This is a genomic window from Nocardia speluncae NBRC 108251, assembly GCF_001613245.1.
Taxonomy (GTDB): Bacteria; Actinomycetota; Actinomycetes; order Mycobacteriales; family Mycobacteriaceae; genus Nocardia; species Nocardia speluncae.
On record NZ_BDBZ01000002.1, the window covers coordinates 392,496 to 408,583 of the forward strand.

Here is a 16,088-nt window from a genome sequence, read left to right on the forward strand (position 1 = left end):
CGGCGGCCTCGCCGTTATCGCCCGGCGCCGTGCGAGGTCAGGAACCGGGTGACGACGGCGTTGAAGTCCTCCGCGCGCTCGACCTGCGACCAGTGCCCGCAGCGGCTGAAGATATGGGCGTCCGCCTCCGGGATCACGGTGAGTAGATCCCAGGTGCGCGAGACCGGGATGACGACATCCTGGACACCGTGGACGAGCAGCACCGGGACGGCCAGCTGGGCAAGTACGCCGAAATCCAGAGGTAGTTCGTGCCGGTCGCGGTCGCGAGCGGCCACGACCTGGGCGAGCCGGTCGGAGGCGGTGTCGTTGAGTGCGGACCGGTAGCGCAGGGTCACCAATTCGTCGGTGACCAATGATTTGTCGAAGACGAACTTTTCGAGCGTGTTACGGATACCCGCCTCGGTGAGCGTGGGCTTGGCATGCTGGGCGAGCGCACCCGTCAGCTGGGCGCCACCGGTACCCATGGAGACGATGCCGAGCAGCCGGTCGGGGAAATCGATCGCGAACTGCAACGCCACCCAGCCGCCGAGCGAGTTCCCGACGATCCACGTTTTCTCGATCCCGAGGGCGTCGAGGACTCGCACGGCATGCCGGACCCATTCCCGGATGCCGTAGGCAGTTCCGTCGGCGACGACGGTCTGGCCGTAGCCGAGGGAGTCGATCGCGACACAGCGGCCCACCTTGCTCAGTTCGGGAAGGTTGAGCCACCAGTTCGCGGCGGCGGTCACGCCTGTACCGGAGCCGTGCAGGAACAGGACCGGTGCGCCTTCTCCCAGCTCGTGATAATGCGTGAGCTCACCGGGGGCGGTTTCGATCCACCGGTCGTCGAGGCCGAAGAACGGGTCGGTGCGGTAGTCCGGGATTCGGGTATCGGACATCGGAGATTCCTATCGTTGGTCTATACGAGCGGCGCGCGGTCAGCGGGTCGCGGGCTCCGCGTTGTCATCCAGGTCGCGGTCCTTGGTTTCGCGGCCGAACGACACCGCCACGATCGTGACCACGGCGGCACCGATGAGGTACAGCCCGACCATCGAGAACTGCTGCCAGCCGGAATCCGCGACATTGTTGCGGCCGAGGTCCCAGAGCGAGGCGGCGATGAACGGGGTGAAACCGCCGACGGTGGCGCCCAGCTGGTAGGCAAGGCCCGCACCCGTATAGCGGGCGTCGGTACCGAACATTTCCGAGACATAGGCCGCCAGCGGGCCGTACATCGAGGCCTGGAGCAGCGAATTTCCCAGGATGAACCCGGCGAGCACCAGTGCGACGCTGCCGCTGCCGAGCAGCATGAGCAGCGGGTAGGTCAGCACGATCGACACCACGCCCCCGGCGATCAGCACGGACCGGCGGCCCAGGCGGTCGGACAGGTGCGCGAAATAGCCGATGGTGAAGATATGGACGAGGGCAGCGGCGGATTTGCACAGCAGTACCGCGGTGGCACTCACGCCGGTTCCGGTCGCCATGGAAATGGCGAAGGTGGCCATGAAGGTCTGAAAGGCCAGCGCCCCGACCGCAGCGGTGGCGGCCAGCAGAAGCGGTTTGCGGAATTTCCGCAGGACGGTGAACAGTGCGATTTCCCGGTCGGCCTTCTTCTCCGCGGCGCGTTTCTGCGCTTCCAGGAACAGCGGAGATTCGGAGACCTTCAGGCGGATGAACAACCCCACCACCACGAGCAGCGCCGAGAGCAGGAACGGGATACGCCAGCCCCACGACAGGAACTGCTCGCGCGGCAGCGTGGTGAACGCCGCGAAGACCAGCGTTGCCATCAGCGCGCCGGCGGGCCCGCCCATATTCGCGAACGAGGCCGAGAAGCCGCGCTTCTTCGCCGGTGAATGTTCCAAGGCCATCAGCGCCGCGCCGCCCCATTCACCGCCGACGGCAAGGCCCTGCACGATACGCAGGACGACCAGCAGGATCGGGGCCGCGGCGCCGATCTGGGCGCTGGTCGGCAGGAGACCGATCAGGCAGGAGGCCACGCCCATCATCACCATCGTGGTGACGAGGGTGGCTTTGCGGCCGATGCGGTCGCCGAGGTGACCGAAGATGATCCCGCCCAGCGGCCGGGCGAGGTAGCCGACCGCGAAGGTCGCGAATGAAGCGGCCAGGGCGACGGCTTCGCCCTGGTTGCTGAAGAACAGGGGGCCGAATACGAGACTGGCGGCGGTGCCGTACAGCAGGAAGTCGTAATACTCGATGGCCGAGCCGAGAAAACTGGAACTGAGTACGCGCCGGTACTCACGTTCCCGCGCCTTCTCGTCGGGCACGGCCGGATCGCTTTTTACGGTCATAGTTCTAATCCATCTTCATTGATGCAAGACAGGGCATACGGACGGAATTGTCCCCGGTTATTTCCGAGCTACCCCGATGGTTATACATTTCCCGAATCGTCTAATTCGAATAGTTGACACCGGTCTATTGTTTCATTACCGCATTTCCATCACGTATTCGGTGTCCCCGTCGTCCGCGCCGGTAATTTGCCGGACCCACATGTTTCCCAATACCCTTGGGAAGCGGCATCGGCGCCCACCACCGGCCACGACCACTTTCGCCGGTGCAATACGCGCCGCAGGAGGAGAGCGCATGTACGGGAAAGGCTTCGGTGCCGACCGCCGGGATATCGACTCCAAATTGCTGAGAACCTTCGTCGAAGTGGCCCGGGAATCCAGTTTCACCCGGGCCGCGGGGCATCTCGATGTCACCCAGCAAACGGTCAGTAGCCATATCAAAAGCCTCGAAAGCATCCTGGGCACAAGCCTGTTCGAACGCCACAGCGGCGGCGTGAGCCCGACGCCGGCCGGTAACGAGATCCGCGCCTACGCGGAACAGGTTCTGCTGGCCGTGGAAGCCCTGTTCGAGCGGGCGTCCGGAAACGACCGGCCCATCCGGCTCGCCGAGATCCGCAACCGCAAGATGATGCAGGAGATCTGGCGTGAACACCGCCGGCATCATCCCGAGCACCGGGCAAGTTTCATGGACCTCACCGGCGACGAGCAGGTCACCGCGCTCATGAGCGGCCATATCGACGTCGCGATGCATACCGCGACCCGGGTGGAACCGAATCTCAGCCAGGCACTGCTGCGGCTGGACCCGGTCAAACTGTTCCATATCCGCGATCTCGACGATCCCGCCCTCATCGGGCGCCGGGTCGGATACACCGCGGTGGGCGCGCGGTTCTCCAGCTGGCAGCGGTTCTGCATGCATCTGGCCCCGGAATTCCGGGCAACCCTCGAGCTGGTCCCGCACGACATCACCATGCTGGAAGCCATCGGCCAGCAGATGATCCAGGGCGATGTCCCGCCGGTGCTCGTTCTGGAGGGTATGCAGGAATACGCCGAAACCGACCATTTCTACTTCCGCTACCTCACCGATATCCAGCCCTACTACCCGTGGGCGATCTCGATCCGCCGCGACGAACGACGACCCGAAGTGCGGGCCTTCTTCGACAGCGCTCTCGAATTCCGTTCGGCCCGCGGCTGGCTGGCTCCGATTCGCCCGGAGGTGCCGCAGTGGCTGCCGCCGGATCTCGTCGAGGACGCCGCGGCATATTTCGATCCCGCCACCGGATTCATCGTGGTATGACACGGCCGTCATACGACTTCCTCCCGGCATTCCGCGAGGGACGCTCCCCGTCCGACCAGTCGGCGCATCCGGCCGAGATTCTTCGGCTGATCGATCAGCAGGGCACCGGTGATCCGGTCCGGGTTTCCGAATGTCCCCACACAGCTCATCGAGTCGAGCGCACCGTGCAGCACCTGGAAGGGAGCGGTGGTGTCGATTTCGCCGAGAACCTGGAATTTGTGGTGGTACTGGTCGGACCAGAAGTAATCGGGCACGCTGACCGGCCGAGCGGTTCCGGCCTTGCCGGCGATACCGGCAGCGACCGTCTTGGCCTGCGCAACAGCTTTCGCCCAGTGCCCTTGGGCGCCCCGGACGACATCGCCCGCCGCCCACACCCGGGCACCGGCGCAGCCGCGCTCGTCGACTGCTACACCACGGGGGTCGTGCAGCTCGCTGCCGGCCAGCCAATCGACCTGCGGGACGGCACCCACCGCGACCAGCACGGCCTCGGTAACGATCACCGTCCCGTCGCCGAGCCGGACACCTTCCACAGCGTCGCGGCCGACGAGTTCCGTCACCTCGATGACCGGCCGGATATCGACCCCTTGCGCGGCGTGCAGATCGCGTACGGCGTGCCCCACCTCCAGGCCGAGGACTCCGGCGAGCGGTAGCGGTTCCCGCAGGAGCATTGTGACTTCCACGCCCATCGACCGGGCCGATGCGGCCACTTCGGTACCGATGAACCCACCACCGACCACGACCAGCGACCGTGCGCCGCTCAGGGTTTCGCGCAGCGTGCGGGCGTCGGCGAGAGTGCGGAGTTCGTGCACGCCCCGCATCGGCCGGTACCAGGCCGGGCGGCGGCAGCGCGCGCCTGTGGCGATGACGAGATCGTCGAACGGCACCGATTCACGACCGGCGAGGTCGAGCGTCCGGCGTTCGAGGTCGACCCTGCGCACCCGGGTATCGATCCGGAGATCGATATCGTGACCACTGATCTCGTCGCCTGTGCACAGCGCGAGCGAATCCTCGGTGTCCTCTCCCGACAGCACCCCCTTGGACAGCGGCGGCCGGTCGTAGGGCAGCGCCGGTTCGTCGCCGATCAGTGTGATGGGACCGTCGTAACCTTCGGCGCGCAGGTCGAATGCGGTACGCAGCCCGGCGAGCGACGCACCGGCCACGACAACACCGGCCGGCATGTCACACCCCCGCCGTCAGTTTGATGGCCAGTGCGGGGCAGGCGTCCGCGGCGTCGCGGATCTCGGCGCCGGGAACCTGCGCGGCGGTCGGCAGCACGACTGCCTTCCCCTCGTCGTCCAGGTCGAAGACGTCGGGCGCGAGGATTGTGCAGATGGCATGACCGGCGCATTTCGGGCGGTTGATTTCGATTTCCATAGTTGCTCCCGTTTCAGTTCACGGTCACCGCGGCGTGCAGCGCGGCCGGATCGCGGCCTTCGCCGAGGGCATCGCCGAAGGCCCGGTCGAGTTCGCCGAGGCCGTAGGTGCGTTCGCACAGGCGGGCCGGCCGGGGATCCGCGGCGAGCCAGGCGAAGGCCGCGGGAACGGCCCAGCTGGACCGGCCCCAGAGTCCGCGGACCGTCAGTTCCTTCTGGACGACGAGGTCGGTATCGACCAGCGGTTGCGCGGCGCCTCGTTTCATCCCGCCCCACAGCACACGGCCGCGCGGGGCGGCGAGGCGAATACCCGCCTCCACCGGCTGCGCGCTGCGCGGTGTCATATCCAGGACGACATCCGGGTTCCCGCCCAGCGCCGCGAGCACGCCGCGTTCGACGTCCTCGGTCCCGGCCGTCACGGTGTGGCAACCGAGTTCGCGGGCCAGGGCGAGCCGGCCGCTGTCCTGTCCGGTCCCGACGACCACCACTTCGGCGGCGCCGAGGCGCTGGGCCGCCAGGGCGGAGGCCAGTCCGTGCTGCCCTGGCCCGAATACCGCGACCCGCTCTCCTGGACGCACGTCCGCGGCGTCCCTCATCCACGCCAGGCCGTTGGAGAGCGGAATGTAGAGCGTCGCGAGCTCATCGGACACGCTGTCGGGCACCGGATGCAGCTGGGTGCGGGGATGCAGGTACATGTATTGCGCGAATCCGCCCCACAGGCTCGGCGCGGTACCCACGGAGGTGTACCCGTACCTGATGCCGGAGCGCGCGCACAGCCGCTGGTCGCCGGAACGGCACAGCGGGCAGGACATACAGGGAATGGCTTCCTCGACGGCGACCCGGTCGCCCGCACCCACGCCCCACAGTTGCGCCGCCGCGGAACCGATTTCGGCGATCCGGCCGACGACCTCGTGGCCGAGGATCACCGGTCCGCCGTGTTTCTTCTCGCCGAGATAGCTGGCGAGGTCGCTACCGCACAGCCCGGTCGCCGCAACCTCCAGCAGTGCGTCGTGCTCGCTCAGCTCCGGGCGGGCGAACTGCTGCGTCTCCAGAGTCCGGGGGGCGGTGAGTACACGGGCCGAGATATCAGCGGCGGGCATGATCTGCGCCTTCCTGCGTATCGTCGTACGCGTAGATACCGATCTGAAGCAGTTCGGCCCGCCGTTCCTCCGGCCACAGGCACAGGCCGGCCAGTTCGATGGGGTCGAGGTAGGTCGCGGCGCCGGTTTCCCGGTCCTCGACCAGCAGCCGGGCGCCGCAGCGGGTGTGTTCCAGGGTGAGCCGGATATTGGCGAATTCGTTGCGCAGCGTTATCCGGGGCGGACCGCCGACTGCCGGGGCGCCGCCCATCACAACAGGAAGGTGAGGTTGCCCAGCGGCCCCTCACTCCCGAGCAGCTGTACCTTCTTCGCCGCGATACGCCAGGTCCCCGCCGCCCCGGTGAGCCAGTAGGTGTACCGGCCGGTGTATTCGGTGAAACGTTCCGATCGGTACTCGGTGAGCCGGAACGGCGCGGTGACGACCTCGTCGAAAGGAGCCGCCGGAGCCCAGCCGTCGGCGACGGGCTTCGCCGGCTGCCCCAGCATCCGCACGGTCTGCGAGGCGGGGTCCTGCGCGTGCAAATCGCCGCCGGTCAGCCGGGACACCCGCTCGGCGAGCCGGGGCAGATCGTCGTAGACGAGGTTGACTTCGTTCAACGGCTCCGGCGCGTCCCAGCGGTAAGGTGCCCAGTACCGCGACTCCGGCGCGAACAGCAACAGCCATTCCTCGTACCGGCGCTCGTCCAGCAGGAGGTTTTCGTGGTGGATCAGGTCGGGGGCAGACATATCGTTCCCGTTCACGCGTCGTCGTCCATCAGCTCGGCCCAGCGCGCCCATTCGGCCCGCTGCGGCAGCTCGTCGGTGATATGCGCGGAGACCACATCACCCTGGGGGTTCTCGCGATGCTTCCCCCGGCTGAGCAGCAGCCATTCGGTGTCGCTGCCTACGCCCACCGAGACGCGGCGGAACATCTCACCGTCATCGGGCACCCCGAATCCGGCAGCGGAATAGAACAATTCGTGATTCCGCATCCGCAGCTGATTGATTCCGTCGGGCACCCCGTCGACAGCCAGCGGTGTGTAGTGCACGACGGTTTCGTCCACCGAAACCGGACGGATCTCGCGGATGTGCAGACCGATCAGCTGAAGGTTCGGGAAGACTGTCAGGTTGAATCCGGGACTGGTCGAATTGGCCAGTAGCCGGTTCATTTCCTCTTCGGACAATTCCTTCCGGAGTTCGGCCACGATATCATCCACATCCGGGGATGCCCGGTACCGTTCCGCGTAATGGTCGGTGGCGGTGTTGCGCTGGTCCAGCAGCGTATGCCCGCGCCCCAGGCTGAGTGATTCCGCCGCGGCGGAACCATCCATATAGGAGCCCAGCCCTTCTTCACCGGTGCGCTCCGCCATCACCCGGAAGAACGACCGGTGCGCGAAGTTCGGATGATAGCCGTCGCAGCCGTTCTCCAGCTGATACTTCCAGTTTCCGCCGTACCGGATCTTCTGTGTCCCGTATGCGGCCGCGAGGGGCCGGCCCGCACCCTGGGCGACGAACAGATCGATATATTTCTTCGCCTCACCCAGATGTTCGTCGAGCGGTTCCACCTCGGGGTTCAGCGAGACGAACACGAAATCCTGGTAAAGCTCGACCCTCGGCAAGGACTGGAGACCGAGCTGGGATTTGTCCAGCTCCTGGTAGGCATCCGGATAGGTCACGCCGACCAGCTCGCCACTGTTGCGGTAAGTCCAGCCGTGATACTCACAGCGGAAGAACCGCGCATTACCCTTCGGCGCCTGACAGACACTGGCGGCCCGGTGCCGGCACCGATTCTGCAATACCCGGATTTCTCCGTCCGCACCGCGAACCACGATAACCGGGCGCCCGGCCACTTCCGTGGTCTTGTAATCGCCGGGCTCGGGAACTTCCGACGCGTGGGCAATGTAAAGCCAGGTGCGTTCGAAGATCCGGTTCATTTCGGCTGTATACAGATCGGGATCTGTATAGGCGGACTTACGGACGAGACCGTTTTCCAGGTCGACGAATTCCATGGCGGAGACAGAGACTGTACTCATTCGTAATCGCTCACTGATTCCTTCTCGAAATGCAGAAAAACCTGCGGAAATCGCCCGGGGCTGTGGGCTTCTTTCGCTGATGTGAGCACGGTAACAATATGCCGCCGCGGCGTTCCAACAGGAAGCCGGTGTGACCCACAACAAATCGTTGTGGGGCCTGGCAGCGTCGCCGGGTGCCGCACCCCGCAGGCGGAGCTCGCCTGGAGAAATGCGAAAACCCCAGCCCTCCGGAGAGGGCTGGGGTTGCAGGAGTGACGCACGGGCCCACCGTCCATCCCGGCCGACCACGTGAATCGAGCGCCCGCTCACAGGCCGGTACCCTGTTCACCCTCGCCGGAGCACGGTCCCCTGTTCACCGGCGAGGGCCACTGTGTCCTGTACGCCCCGCCGAGTAGGGGCGGGGCTCAGTGTTTGTTTCGCTTCGTCGTGGTCGTCTTCTTCTTGGATTTGCCGTCGCCGTCGCTGTCAGGTTCCCATTCGTACCCGGGTGTGCCTTTTTCGCAGTAGGAATCGGCGACCTTTGTATCGGTGGCATCGAATTCACACCAGCGGTCGCTGCTGCAGGCGGCCGAACCCAGGCCGGCGGCGAGGGCGATAACCGCGGTGCCGGTGACGGTGCGCAGACGGGTTCCGGAAAACAAGATGTTTCTCCTATGAGAGTTACCGATAGTGCGAAATGCCGGCGGGCGGCGGATCAGGACGACAGCCGGAGCCGGGCCAGTACGGCCCGGTGATCCGAGCCTGGGATGGTGAGGGTCTCTATGTTGTCGGTGGTTCCGTCGGCCACCAGGATGTGGTCGATACCGATCACCGGGCCCCAGGATCGATCGTTCGGATAGGTGAGCATCCGGCCCGCGCCCGCCTGTTCCGCCGCGGCCTCGAAACGTCCGCTCACGAGCTTGCGGAAGGCGGCGTGATCGCTGGTGGCGTTGAAATCGGCGCCGACGACCGCCGGTCCGCCGGTGGACTCCAGAATGGTTGCGACGGCCGCCAATTCCTTGTGCCACACCCGGTGGTCGATATTCGGCGGCAGCGGATGGAACGCGAAAACCGCGACCGGGCCGATCGCGGGGTGGGTGAACGTGGCCGACAGGTTGGCCATGACGAATTCCTGGTGGCGGACGGTATCCGACAGCGGGAACCGGCTGTAGATACCGGTTCCGCCGCCACCGAGGCCCGGGTCCAGGTAGTGGTACGGGAGCACTGCGTCGATACCGGAAACCGTCAGCATCGACACCGAATCCGGGGTGAGTTCGTCGACCGTGAGGATATCGACCTGCTGCTCCCGGACGGCTGCGACGACCGCACCGGTATCGGCCCCGCCGAAAAGCAGGTTCGTCTGCAATACAGTCAGTTCGGTGCCGGTGGCGGCGTTGCTGTCCGGAACGTACAGCGGGACCTGGGTCCACAGCACACCGGTCAGCACGATTCCGGCCGCGACGGCGCTGCGCCAGCCCCGGGCGAACAGGAACAACAGCAGGGCCGCCAGCGCACCCAGCATCAGGTACGTCGCCCCGGACGCGAGCAGGATGAGCTCGCGCCGCTGCCAGCCGCCCAGGTATAGCGCGATCCCGGCCAGCGCGGCGAACAGCGCACACCATCCCGCGGCGAGCAGTACCCGGCGGAACACCCCATGCGTCATACCGCTCAACCTATCCGCTGCGGTTGCGGAAACCTTTCCGCGGCCTTGCACCCGTCTCCGCAGCCGGGCAACGATATTCAACGAATGCGGCCATGCGCGAAGTGCTTATCCGAGGGGATACGACTGCCGCGCCCGGCCACGGTGGCACGCGGGCAGGCCGATGCGATGGTCTGCGGGTGCTCACGTGGCAGCCAATCCACGCAGAACGAGATCGACGTGGTGGGTGAGGGCGCGTGTATCGGAAGCGGGGACCAACTGGGCGATACGGATCAGTCCGAGTAGCTGATAGGCGATATCGGTGGCAGTCACGTCCGGGGCGAGGCTGTGGTCTGTGCGCGCGCGATGGACGGCCTCCCGGCCGATTTCGGTGAGATGTGCGAGGCAGCGTTCCAGGTCCGCGTTCGAAGGGGGGCCGGCAGCCAATAGGTCGATCATCGCCTGGTTCCCGAGGAGCTGCGTGGTTGTGGCGGTGAAGAGCATGCGGAGGCCCGCCAGGGCGGACATCCCGTCCGGAAGCCCCGCGCCGGCGAGTTGGTCGAGGTCGGTCCCGGTGACGGCCTGCACGAGGCTCTCGCGGGTGGGGAAATGGCGGTAGAGGGTGCCGATACCGACGCCGGCCGCGGCGGCGATGGCGCGCATATCCACCGATATACCGCTGTCCCGCAGCGCGATACGTGCCGCGGTGAGGATTCGTTCGCGGTTGGCGACGGCATCACGCCGTGGTTTCCGATCCGCTGCCACCGCCCCACTATAGCCAACCGGAACATTCGTTCCGCTCGAGGTACGCTAATCCGGAACCGATGTTCCGGAAAGGGTGTGGACATGCGGACAATCGTCATCACCGGCGGCACGGACGGCATGGGCAGAGCGCTCGCCCGGCACTACCTCGCCGCAGGCGACCGTGTCGTCGTTATCGGCCGTGATCAGGCAAAATTCGAGGCACTACGGGACGCAGTGGGGTCGCGAGCGGACCTGGGCTCCGCCGCGGTGCACGCCCCGTTCATCGCGGCCGACCTGTCGTCGATCGCCGATACCCGTCGGGTCGTCGAGCAGGTGCGGCGGGAGCACGAGCGTATCGACGCGCTGGTACTCGCGGCGTCGTTCATCCGGCAGCGCCGACAGCTGACGAACGAGGGATACGAGGGATCGTGGGTGCTCTTCTTCGTATCCAAATACCTGTTCGTCACCGGGCTCGCCGACCGCCTACGATCGGCCGCGCGGCCGATCGTGGTGAATACGGCGGTCCCCGGGGCCCGCGCCGATGCCATCGACTTCGATGACCCCGGTATGAGCCGGGGCTTCACCTTCACCCGCTCCAATGCGCAGCAGCGGCGAGCCAATGAACTCCTGGGCCTGCTCGCCACCGCGGACGATCCGCGCCTCGCCTACGTGACGTGGGGACCCAGCGGGCTGGTCAGAACCAGTTTCGCCGGCGAGGTGGGGCCGGGAATGAAGATCACTGCCGCGATCCTGGGCACCCTCGTGGGTAAACGCCCGGATATCGCGGTGCGCCCGATCATCGACCTGATCGACGCTCCTGCACCGGGACGGGCCGCCTACCGTGGCACGAAGCCCGCACCGCTCGTCACGACCGAACACGACCGAGCGGATAGCGCGCGGCTCACCGCGCTGATCGAACGCGACTTCCAGTGAGGAGCGTCAGGCGCGGGCACGAATCTCGGGCGGACCGGATCACGCCGGGTCGAGCGCGCTCAGTCTGCCACGGCGACGGGCTCCGATCGCTCGACCGGGGCCGGGTGGGCACGTAACAGAATCAGGCCGAGCAGAGCCGCGGCGAGACTGAAACCGGCACTCACCCACGCGCCCACCGAGACCGCGTCGGTGAAAGCCGTTTTCGCGACGTCGGCATAGCCGAGTTCGAAGGCCGCGCCGATGGATTCCCGGGCCGCCGCGGGGGCCTCGCCCGGCATCTGGGCGGTGAACACACCGGCCAGCACACTGCCCAGAATCGCGATACTGAGGGCCATCCCCACCTGCTGCAGCGTGTCGTTGAGGGCCGATCCCACGCCCGCGTGCCGCAGCGGAATGGTGTTCATGATGGCGGCATAGGCGGCCGGACCGGCCAGACCGCCGCCGATTCCCATGGCCAGCATGCTGACCAGCACCCACAGATACCCGTAGCCGACGGCGAGGATGGTGAACGCCAGGGCCATGACGGTCAGACCGGAGACGATGAGGGTTTTGTTCGGGAGGTTCTTGCCCAGGGTGGCGCCGATACCGTTGAACACCGCTCCGGCGAGCGCATAGGGCAGCAATGCCAGGCCGGCTTTCATGGGCCCGTAGCCGAGGACGAACTGCAGGTACTGGGTGAGCATCAGCATCACCGCGCCCATCCCGAACACCATCAGCAGTACCGTGGCGCAGGTGCCGGTGAAATCCCGGTTGGCGAACAGGCCCAGCGGCAGCATCGGATGTTCCTGCCGCCGTTCCCACAGCACGAACGCGACCGCCGACCCGGCGGCTAGCGCCAGGCCGGCGATATTCCATTCCCTTTCGATGATCAGGTAGACAGTGGACCCCAGAGCGACCACCGACAGCACCACGCCCACCAGGTCGATGCGACGTTGGTCGCCGGTGGTTTCCGGCATGAGGACGAGGGCGGCGACGATGGCCAGTACGGCCACCGGAATATTCAGTAGGAACACCGATCCCCACCAGTAGTGCTCCAGCAGCAGGCCACCCAGGACGGGTCCGGCGACGATGCCGAGGATCGACACGGTGGACCAGGCGGCAAGGGCCATCCGGCGTTCGGTTTCGTCGAAGGTGGTCATCAGGATGGACAGCGTCGAGGGCATGAGCAGCGCGCCGCCGAGGCCCATCACCGCGCGGGCGGCGACCAGCTGCCACGGTTCGGTCGCCACTACTGCCGCCAGCGACCCCATCGCCAGCACGACCAGGCCGAGTATCAGCATCCGTCGGCGCCCGAACCGGTCCGAGAGGCTTCCTGCGGTGAGCAACAGGCCGGCGAAGACCAGGACGTAGGAGTCGAGGATCCACTGGATATCGGCGGGGGTCGCGTCCAGTTCACGGATCAGTGAGGGGATCGCGATATTGAGCACGGTGCTGTCGATCATGAGCACCAGCAGGGATAGGCACAGCGCCGCGAGGATCAGCCAACGGCGCGGGTCTCGTGCAGTGTTCGATTTCACTCGCACACTGTACGATGAAATCGCACAGTGTGCGAGTCAGGTTAGGATCGACTCGTGGCCAAAAAGTTCGATTCCGTATGGACCCGCGCACCCCGGCAACCCAAAACCTCCGGCCTGACCAGGGAGCAGATCGTGCAGGCCGCCATCGCCCTGCTGGACGAGGAAGGTCTCGATGCGCTGAGCATGCGCAAACTCGGCGCGCGCCTCGGCGCGGGCGCCACCAGCCTGTACTGGTATGTGGCGAACAAGGACGAACTGCTCGAGCTCGCCCTCGACGAGTTCTGGGGTCTGGCCGACGACGGCGGCGGGCTGGACCGGCCCGGCGAACTGCGCGAATCACTGACCACCTACGCCTACAATCTGCGGGCCGTACTGCTCGCCCACCCGTGGGCGGCCGCCCTCATCGGCAGGCTCCCGAGCTTCGGGCCCCGCGCGTTCCGGCTCGGGGAACAACTGCGCCGGATATTTCACGAGGCCGGTTTCCGCGAGCTGGACGTGTACCTCGCGGGCGGCACCGTGAACAGTTACGTGCTCGGTCAGGTTGTCCCGATGATCGCCATGGAGAAGACCCACGCCGGCCCGGTCCGGGGGGCCGAGGTGCTGGAAACAATGGAGGAGCTGGCGGCGGGCTATCCGGAAATGCGCGCCGACTACCACACTGTGATGCCCGAGGATTCGACGGTCGGCCAGGCAATCGGCTTCGACTTCGGGCTGATCTGTGTACTGGACGGGCTGGAAAACCGGCTGCGTGCGCAGTCGAACGTCGATAGCGTTTCCGGCGCAGCCGATACCACCGGACCGGCGTGAGACTGTTCCGGTCCGCCACCGCCGGAAGGATTTCATGCGCACCGACGACGATTTCGTTGCCCACGTCGCCGACCGCCTGGCCGCTCTGCCCGGGGTAGTCGCCGTTTCGCTCGGCGGTTCCCGGGCGCAGGGCACACACGAACCGGACAGCGACTGGGATTTCGCCCTCTACTATCGCGACCATTTCGACCCGGCCGGCTTGCGCGCCGTCGGCTGGCCCGGTGAAGTGTCCGAACTCGGCTCTTGGGGCGGGGTCTTCAACGGCGGCGCCTGGCTGACCATCGACGGCCGCGCCGTCGATGTGCACTACCGCGATCTCACAGTGATCGAGTACGAACTCGCCGAGGCCGAACAGGGCCGATTCCGCTGGGAGCCGCTGGCGTTCCATCTGGCGGGTATTCCCAGCTACCTGGTGGTGGGTGAGCTCGCCGTATCCCGGGTGTTACGCGGTGAGCTGCCGAAACCCGGGTTTCCGGAGGCGATGCGAACGGTGGCCCCGCCGATCTGGCGGCGACAGGCCGATCTCGGGCTGCGCTACGCCCGCGCTGCGTTTGCGCCACGCGGCCGGGTCACCGAAACCGCCGGCGCCCTGGCCACTGCGGCAATGCAGACGGCACACGCGATTCTGGCAGCTCGCGGCGAATGGGTGACCAACGAAAAGCGCCTGCTCGAAGGCGCCGGTCTGCGCGAGATGGACGCGATCATCGCCCGGTTGACCCCGGATCCGGATGTACTCGCGGAACAGATCGACGCCGCCCGGCAGATACTGGAAAGCGCCGAGACGCTCGAACCGGCCACCGGACACTGATTTCCGCAGGTGGGTGCTGCTGAACGTCCGCAGATAACGATGCGGTCTCTCCAAGATCGAACATCACAGCTTCGGTACCAATGGTCTTCCGGGTTGGGCACAGCGGCGTGTCGCCCCTAGGCTCGCTGAGGGCCGGATATCGGCCCGGACTGTCGCGGCTCGCCGGCTGCGCAACATCGGCCGAGTGACAACTAGACCCCGGAGAAGGATGAGGATGAAAAAGATCGTCGTGACCGCCACCGCGGTTTTCCTGCCCCTCGTCTTCGCAGGCCCGGCCGTTTCCGAACCCACCCCGGTGGAACCGGGCCCGCCCGCCGCGGTACTCGCCGAACCGGTGGCCAGCGGTCCCTTGGGCACCACTTTCCCGATTCGCACGGGTGGCGATATGGCAGTGACGGTCCATCCGTCCGAGGCCGAGGTCGCGCCCCGCACGGAGAGGGGCTCAGTGCTCGTCTTCGATGTCAGCGCCGAACAGACCGCGGGTAAGCCCTACTTCCTGCCGACCCTGGACCTGCGGCTGATCACCACGAACGGCGATATGGTCTATCCGCTCGCCGGTGTTCCCGGTGAGTATCCCGGCGGGTTCGTGGAACCGGAACAGCCGCGCAACGGATTGGTTGCCTTCGAGCTCACCGAACAGCAGCAGCCCGAGGAGATCGTCTTCGCCACCAACGACGATTTCGTTCAGGGCGCCTGGACTCTCTGACGACCCGCTCCGCCGGATATCTCCGTCGAACGGCCGCCGGACGCCTCGTCGGCGGGTACCTGCTGCGTGATGACAAGCCGGTCTGTCACGACGGGACATCATCAAGATCGAGTACTACGCCTTCGGCAAGATCACAGCCACCGGGTTCGGTCCGCCCGGGACAGGGCATACCCTCGCTGTAGGCTGTCCCGCACGCGTATGAGCGATTATGCGTAAGGCGTATGGCCGTGCGGTATCAGCGTTTCCAGGCGTCGCGGCGAGCCGGCCGGTTCGCCCGTCGGCCCGGAAATCGAGTAACCAGTGCCCGGTAGCGACCGAAACCGCGAAGGATGCACCATGAGAAAGCTGATCGCCGCATTCGCAATCGCCCTTCCAGCCCTGTCCGGAGCCCCGGCTGTGGCCGCTCCCGACCCCGCCGAACCACCACCACCGCAGGTAGAGGTCCGCGCCGAGCAGCCCACCGAAGCGGTGCCACTGGGCACACCCATCCAGGTTCAGAGCGTGGGCGCCATGGACATCACCGTCCGGGCATCCGATCAGGCCATGCCGCCTCGGATGAACGACGCGAGCGTTGTCGTCTATGACGTCGAGGTCGAAGCCCTGGGCGAAACGGCAGGTATCGGCCCGTACGACCTGAACCTGGCCACCGCCGGCGGCGATAACCTCGGCGCGCTCGCCGATATCCCGGGCGGATTGCAGTTCGGGCTGCTGGATCCCGGCGAAATACGGCGCGGACTGGTGGCATTCGAACTGCCGCACGGACAGGAACCCGTGGCGATAGTCTTCGCAACCGGTAACGGCTACATCCAGGGCACCTGGGCTGCGTGAGTCCGGGCCCTGCCCGGGTCCTGACTACACGCTCACCACAAGGACTCGTCCGGTGCATGGATAATC

General features: G+C 66.3%; 18 protein-coding genes. 6 read left to right on the plus strand and 12 right to left on the minus strand.

Features of this window, described 5'->3' with window-relative positions; all coding sequences use genetic code 11:
- Nucleotides 1–14: 14 nt before the first annotated feature.
- Together NS6_RS04565 and NS6_RS04570 are read right to left on the minus strand one after the other, a co-directional pair.
- Nucleotides 15–878, minus strand: coding sequence for an alpha/beta fold hydrolase (locus tag NS6_RS04565; protein WP_068036735.1), 864 nt, complete (start codon nt 876–878; stop codon nt 15–17).
- Between the two features lie 39 nt (nt 879–917).
- Nucleotides 918–2,285, minus strand: coding sequence for an MFS transporter (locus NS6_RS04570; protein ID WP_068036740.1), 1,368 nt, complete (start codon nt 2,283–2,285; stop codon nt 918–920).
- A 292-nt stretch (nt 2,286–2,577) separates the two neighbouring features.
- Between NS6_RS04570 and NS6_RS04575 the strand changes: the two genes are divergently transcribed.
- Nucleotides 2,578–3,576, plus strand: coding sequence for a LysR family transcriptional regulator (locus NS6_RS04575; protein WP_068036743.1), 999 nt, complete (start codon nt 2,578–2,580; stop codon nt 3,574–3,576).
- A gap of 8 nt (nt 3,577–3,584) precedes the next feature.
- On the opposite strand, the gene NS6_RS04580 is transcribed toward NS6_RS04575, so the two are convergent.
- The 9 genes from NS6_RS04580 to NS6_RS04620 form a co-directional block, all read right to left on the minus strand.
- On the minus strand, nt 3,585–4,754 hold the full coding sequence (locus NS6_RS04580) for an NAD(P)/FAD-dependent oxidoreductase (protein WP_068036746.1): 1,170 nt from the start codon (nt 4,752–4,754) through the stop codon (nt 3,585–3,587).
- 1 nt (nt 4,755) lies between these two features.
- Nucleotides 4,756–4,950 (minus strand): ferredoxin, encoded by a 195-nt coding sequence (locus NS6_RS04585; protein ID WP_068036748.1) that lies wholly within the window; start codon nt 4,948–4,950, stop codon nt 4,756–4,758.
- Between the two features lie 13 nt (nt 4,951–4,963).
- Nucleotides 4,964–6,049 carry a zinc-dependent alcohol dehydrogenase gene (locus tag NS6_RS04590; RefSeq protein ID WP_068036750.1) on the minus strand — a complete coding sequence of 362 codons (1,086 nt, stop codon included), beginning with the start codon at nt 6,047–6,049 and terminating at the stop codon, nt 4,964–4,966.
- Nucleotides 6,036–6,299 carry a hypothetical protein gene (locus tag NS6_RS04595; RefSeq protein WP_068036753.1) on the minus strand — a complete coding sequence of 88 codons (264 nt, stop codon included), beginning with the start codon at nt 6,297–6,299 and terminating at the stop codon, nt 6,036–6,038. Before NS6_RS04595 ends, NS6_RS04590 begins: the two co-directional genes overlap by 14 nt.
- On the minus strand, nt 6,299–6,775 hold the full coding sequence (locus tag NS6_RS04600; RefSeq protein ID WP_168443395.1) for an aromatic-ring-hydroxylating dioxygenase subunit beta: 477 nt from the start codon (nt 6,773–6,775) through the stop codon (nt 6,299–6,301). Before NS6_RS04600 ends, NS6_RS04595 begins: the two co-directional genes overlap by 1 nt.
- 11 nt (nt 6,776–6,786) lie before the next feature.
- Nucleotides 6,787–8,061 (minus strand): aromatic ring-hydroxylating oxygenase subunit alpha, encoded by a 1,275-nt coding sequence (locus tag NS6_RS04605; RefSeq protein ID WP_068036759.1) that lies wholly within the window; start codon nt 8,059–8,061, stop codon nt 6,787–6,789.
- Between the two features lie 404 nt (nt 8,062–8,465).
- Nucleotides 8,466–8,702: a hypothetical protein gene (locus NS6_RS04610; protein WP_068036761.1), complete on the minus strand. Its 237-nt coding sequence runs from the start codon at nt 8,700–8,702 to the stop codon at nt 8,466–8,468.
- A 53-nt stretch (nt 8,703–8,755) separates the two neighbouring features.
- The gene (locus NS6_RS04615; protein WP_068036764.1) at nt 8,756–9,703 is read right to left on the minus strand and encodes an endonuclease/exonuclease/phosphatase family protein; all 948 of its coding nucleotides are present in this window, start codon (nt 9,701–9,703) and stop codon (nt 8,756–8,758) included.
- Between the two features lie 180 nt (nt 9,704–9,883).
- Nucleotides 9,884–10,444 carry a TetR/AcrR family transcriptional regulator gene (locus tag NS6_RS04620; protein ID WP_068036767.1) on the minus strand — a complete coding sequence of 187 codons (561 nt, stop codon included), beginning with the start codon at nt 10,442–10,444 and terminating at the stop codon, nt 9,884–9,886.
- An 81-nt stretch (nt 10,445–10,525) separates the two neighbouring features.
- Between NS6_RS04620 and NS6_RS04625 the strand changes: the two genes are divergently transcribed.
- On the plus strand, nt 10,526–11,356 hold the full coding sequence (locus tag NS6_RS04625) for an SDR family NAD(P)-dependent oxidoreductase (RefSeq protein WP_068036768.1): 831 nt from the start codon (nt 10,526–10,528) through the stop codon (nt 11,354–11,356).
- Between the two features lie 59 nt (nt 11,357–11,415).
- Here the strand turns inward: NS6_RS04625 and NS6_RS04630 are convergent, their stop codons facing one another.
- Nucleotides 11,416–12,873: an MFS transporter gene (locus NS6_RS04630; protein ID WP_068036771.1), complete on the minus strand. Its 1,458-nt coding sequence runs from the start codon at nt 12,871–12,873 to the stop codon at nt 11,416–11,418.
- A 54-nt stretch (nt 12,874–12,927) separates the two neighbouring features.
- Here NS6_RS04630 and NS6_RS04635 point away from each other — a divergent pair, with 54 nt between their 5' ends.
- The 4 genes from NS6_RS04635 (at nt 12,928) to NS6_RS04650 (ending at nt 16,022) form a co-directional block, all read left to right on the plus strand.
- Entirely contained in the window at nt 12,928–13,680 is a 753-nt protein-coding gene (locus NS6_RS04635; RefSeq protein WP_068036774.1) for a TetR/AcrR family transcriptional regulator, read from the plus strand.
- 34 nt (nt 13,681–13,714) lie between these two features.
- Entirely contained in the window at nt 13,715–14,488 is a 774-nt protein-coding gene (locus tag NS6_RS04640; protein WP_068036779.1) for a nucleotidyltransferase domain-containing protein, read from the plus strand.
- 214 nt (nt 14,489–14,702) lie between these two features.
- Nucleotides 14,703–15,194 carry a hypothetical protein gene (locus NS6_RS04645; protein WP_068036787.1) on the plus strand — a complete coding sequence of 164 codons (492 nt, stop codon included), beginning with the start codon at nt 14,703–14,705 and terminating at the stop codon, nt 15,192–15,194.
- 336 nt (nt 15,195–15,530) lie between these two features.
- Nucleotides 15,531–16,022, plus strand: coding sequence for a hypothetical protein (locus NS6_RS04650; protein ID WP_068036794.1), 492 nt, complete (start codon nt 15,531–15,533; stop codon nt 16,020–16,022).
- Nucleotides 16,023–16,088: the final 66 nt, after the last annotated feature.

Excerpts from the sequence above, each read along its gene's own strand:
- NS6_RS04605 (WP_068036759.1), bottom strand. The coding sequence starts at position 8,061 with ATGAGTACAGTCTCTGTCTCCGCCATGGAATTCGTCGACCTGGAAAAC.
- NS6_RS04590 (WP_068036750.1), bottom strand. The coding sequence starts at position 6,049 with ATGCCCGCCGCTGATATCTCGGCCCGTGTACTCACCGCCCCCCGGACT.
- NS6_RS04595 (WP_068036753.1), bottom strand. The coding sequence starts at position 6,299 with ATGGGCGGCGCCCCGGCAGTCGGCGGTCCGCCCCGGATAACGCTGCGC.
- NS6_RS04580 (WP_068036746.1), bottom strand. The coding sequence starts at position 4,754 with ATGCCGGCCGGTGTTGTCGTGGCCGGTGCGTCGCTCGCCGGGCTGCGT.
- NS6_RS04645 (WP_068036787.1), top strand. The coding sequence starts at position 14,703 with ATGAAAAAGATCGTCGTGACCGCCACCGCGGTTTTCCTGCCCCTCGTC.
- NS6_RS04565 (WP_068036735.1), bottom strand. The coding sequence starts at position 878 with ATGTCCGATACCCGAATCCCGGACTACCGCACCGACCCGTTCTTCGGC.
- NS6_RS04640 (WP_068036779.1), top strand. The coding sequence starts at position 13,715 with ATGCGCACCGACGACGATTTCGTTGCCCACGTCGCCGACCGCCTGGCC.
- NS6_RS04650 (WP_068036794.1), top strand. The coding sequence starts at position 15,531 with ATGAGAAAGCTGATCGCCGCATTCGCAATCGCCCTTCCAGCCCTGTCC.
- NS6_RS04575 (WP_068036743.1), top strand. The coding sequence starts at position 2,578 with ATGTACGGGAAAGGCTTCGGTGCCGACCGCCGGGATATCGACTCCAAA.
- NS6_RS04585 (WP_068036748.1), bottom strand. The coding sequence starts at position 4,950 with ATGGAAATCGAAATCAACCGCCCGAAATGCGCCGGTCATGCCATCTGC.
- NS6_RS04625 (WP_068036768.1), top strand. The coding sequence starts at position 10,526 with ATGCGGACAATCGTCATCACCGGCGGCACGGACGGCATGGGCAGAGCG.
- NS6_RS04600 (WP_168443395.1), bottom strand. The coding sequence starts at position 6,775 with ATGTCTGCCCCCGACCTGATCCACCACGAAAACCTCCTGCTGGACGAG.
- NS6_RS04570 (WP_068036740.1), bottom strand. The coding sequence starts at position 2,285 with ATGACCGTAAAAAGCGATCCGGCCGTGCCCGACGAGAAGGCGCGGGAA.
- NS6_RS04615 (WP_068036764.1), bottom strand. The coding sequence starts at position 9,703 with ATGACGCATGGGGTGTTCCGCCGGGTACTGCTCGCCGCGGGATGGTGT.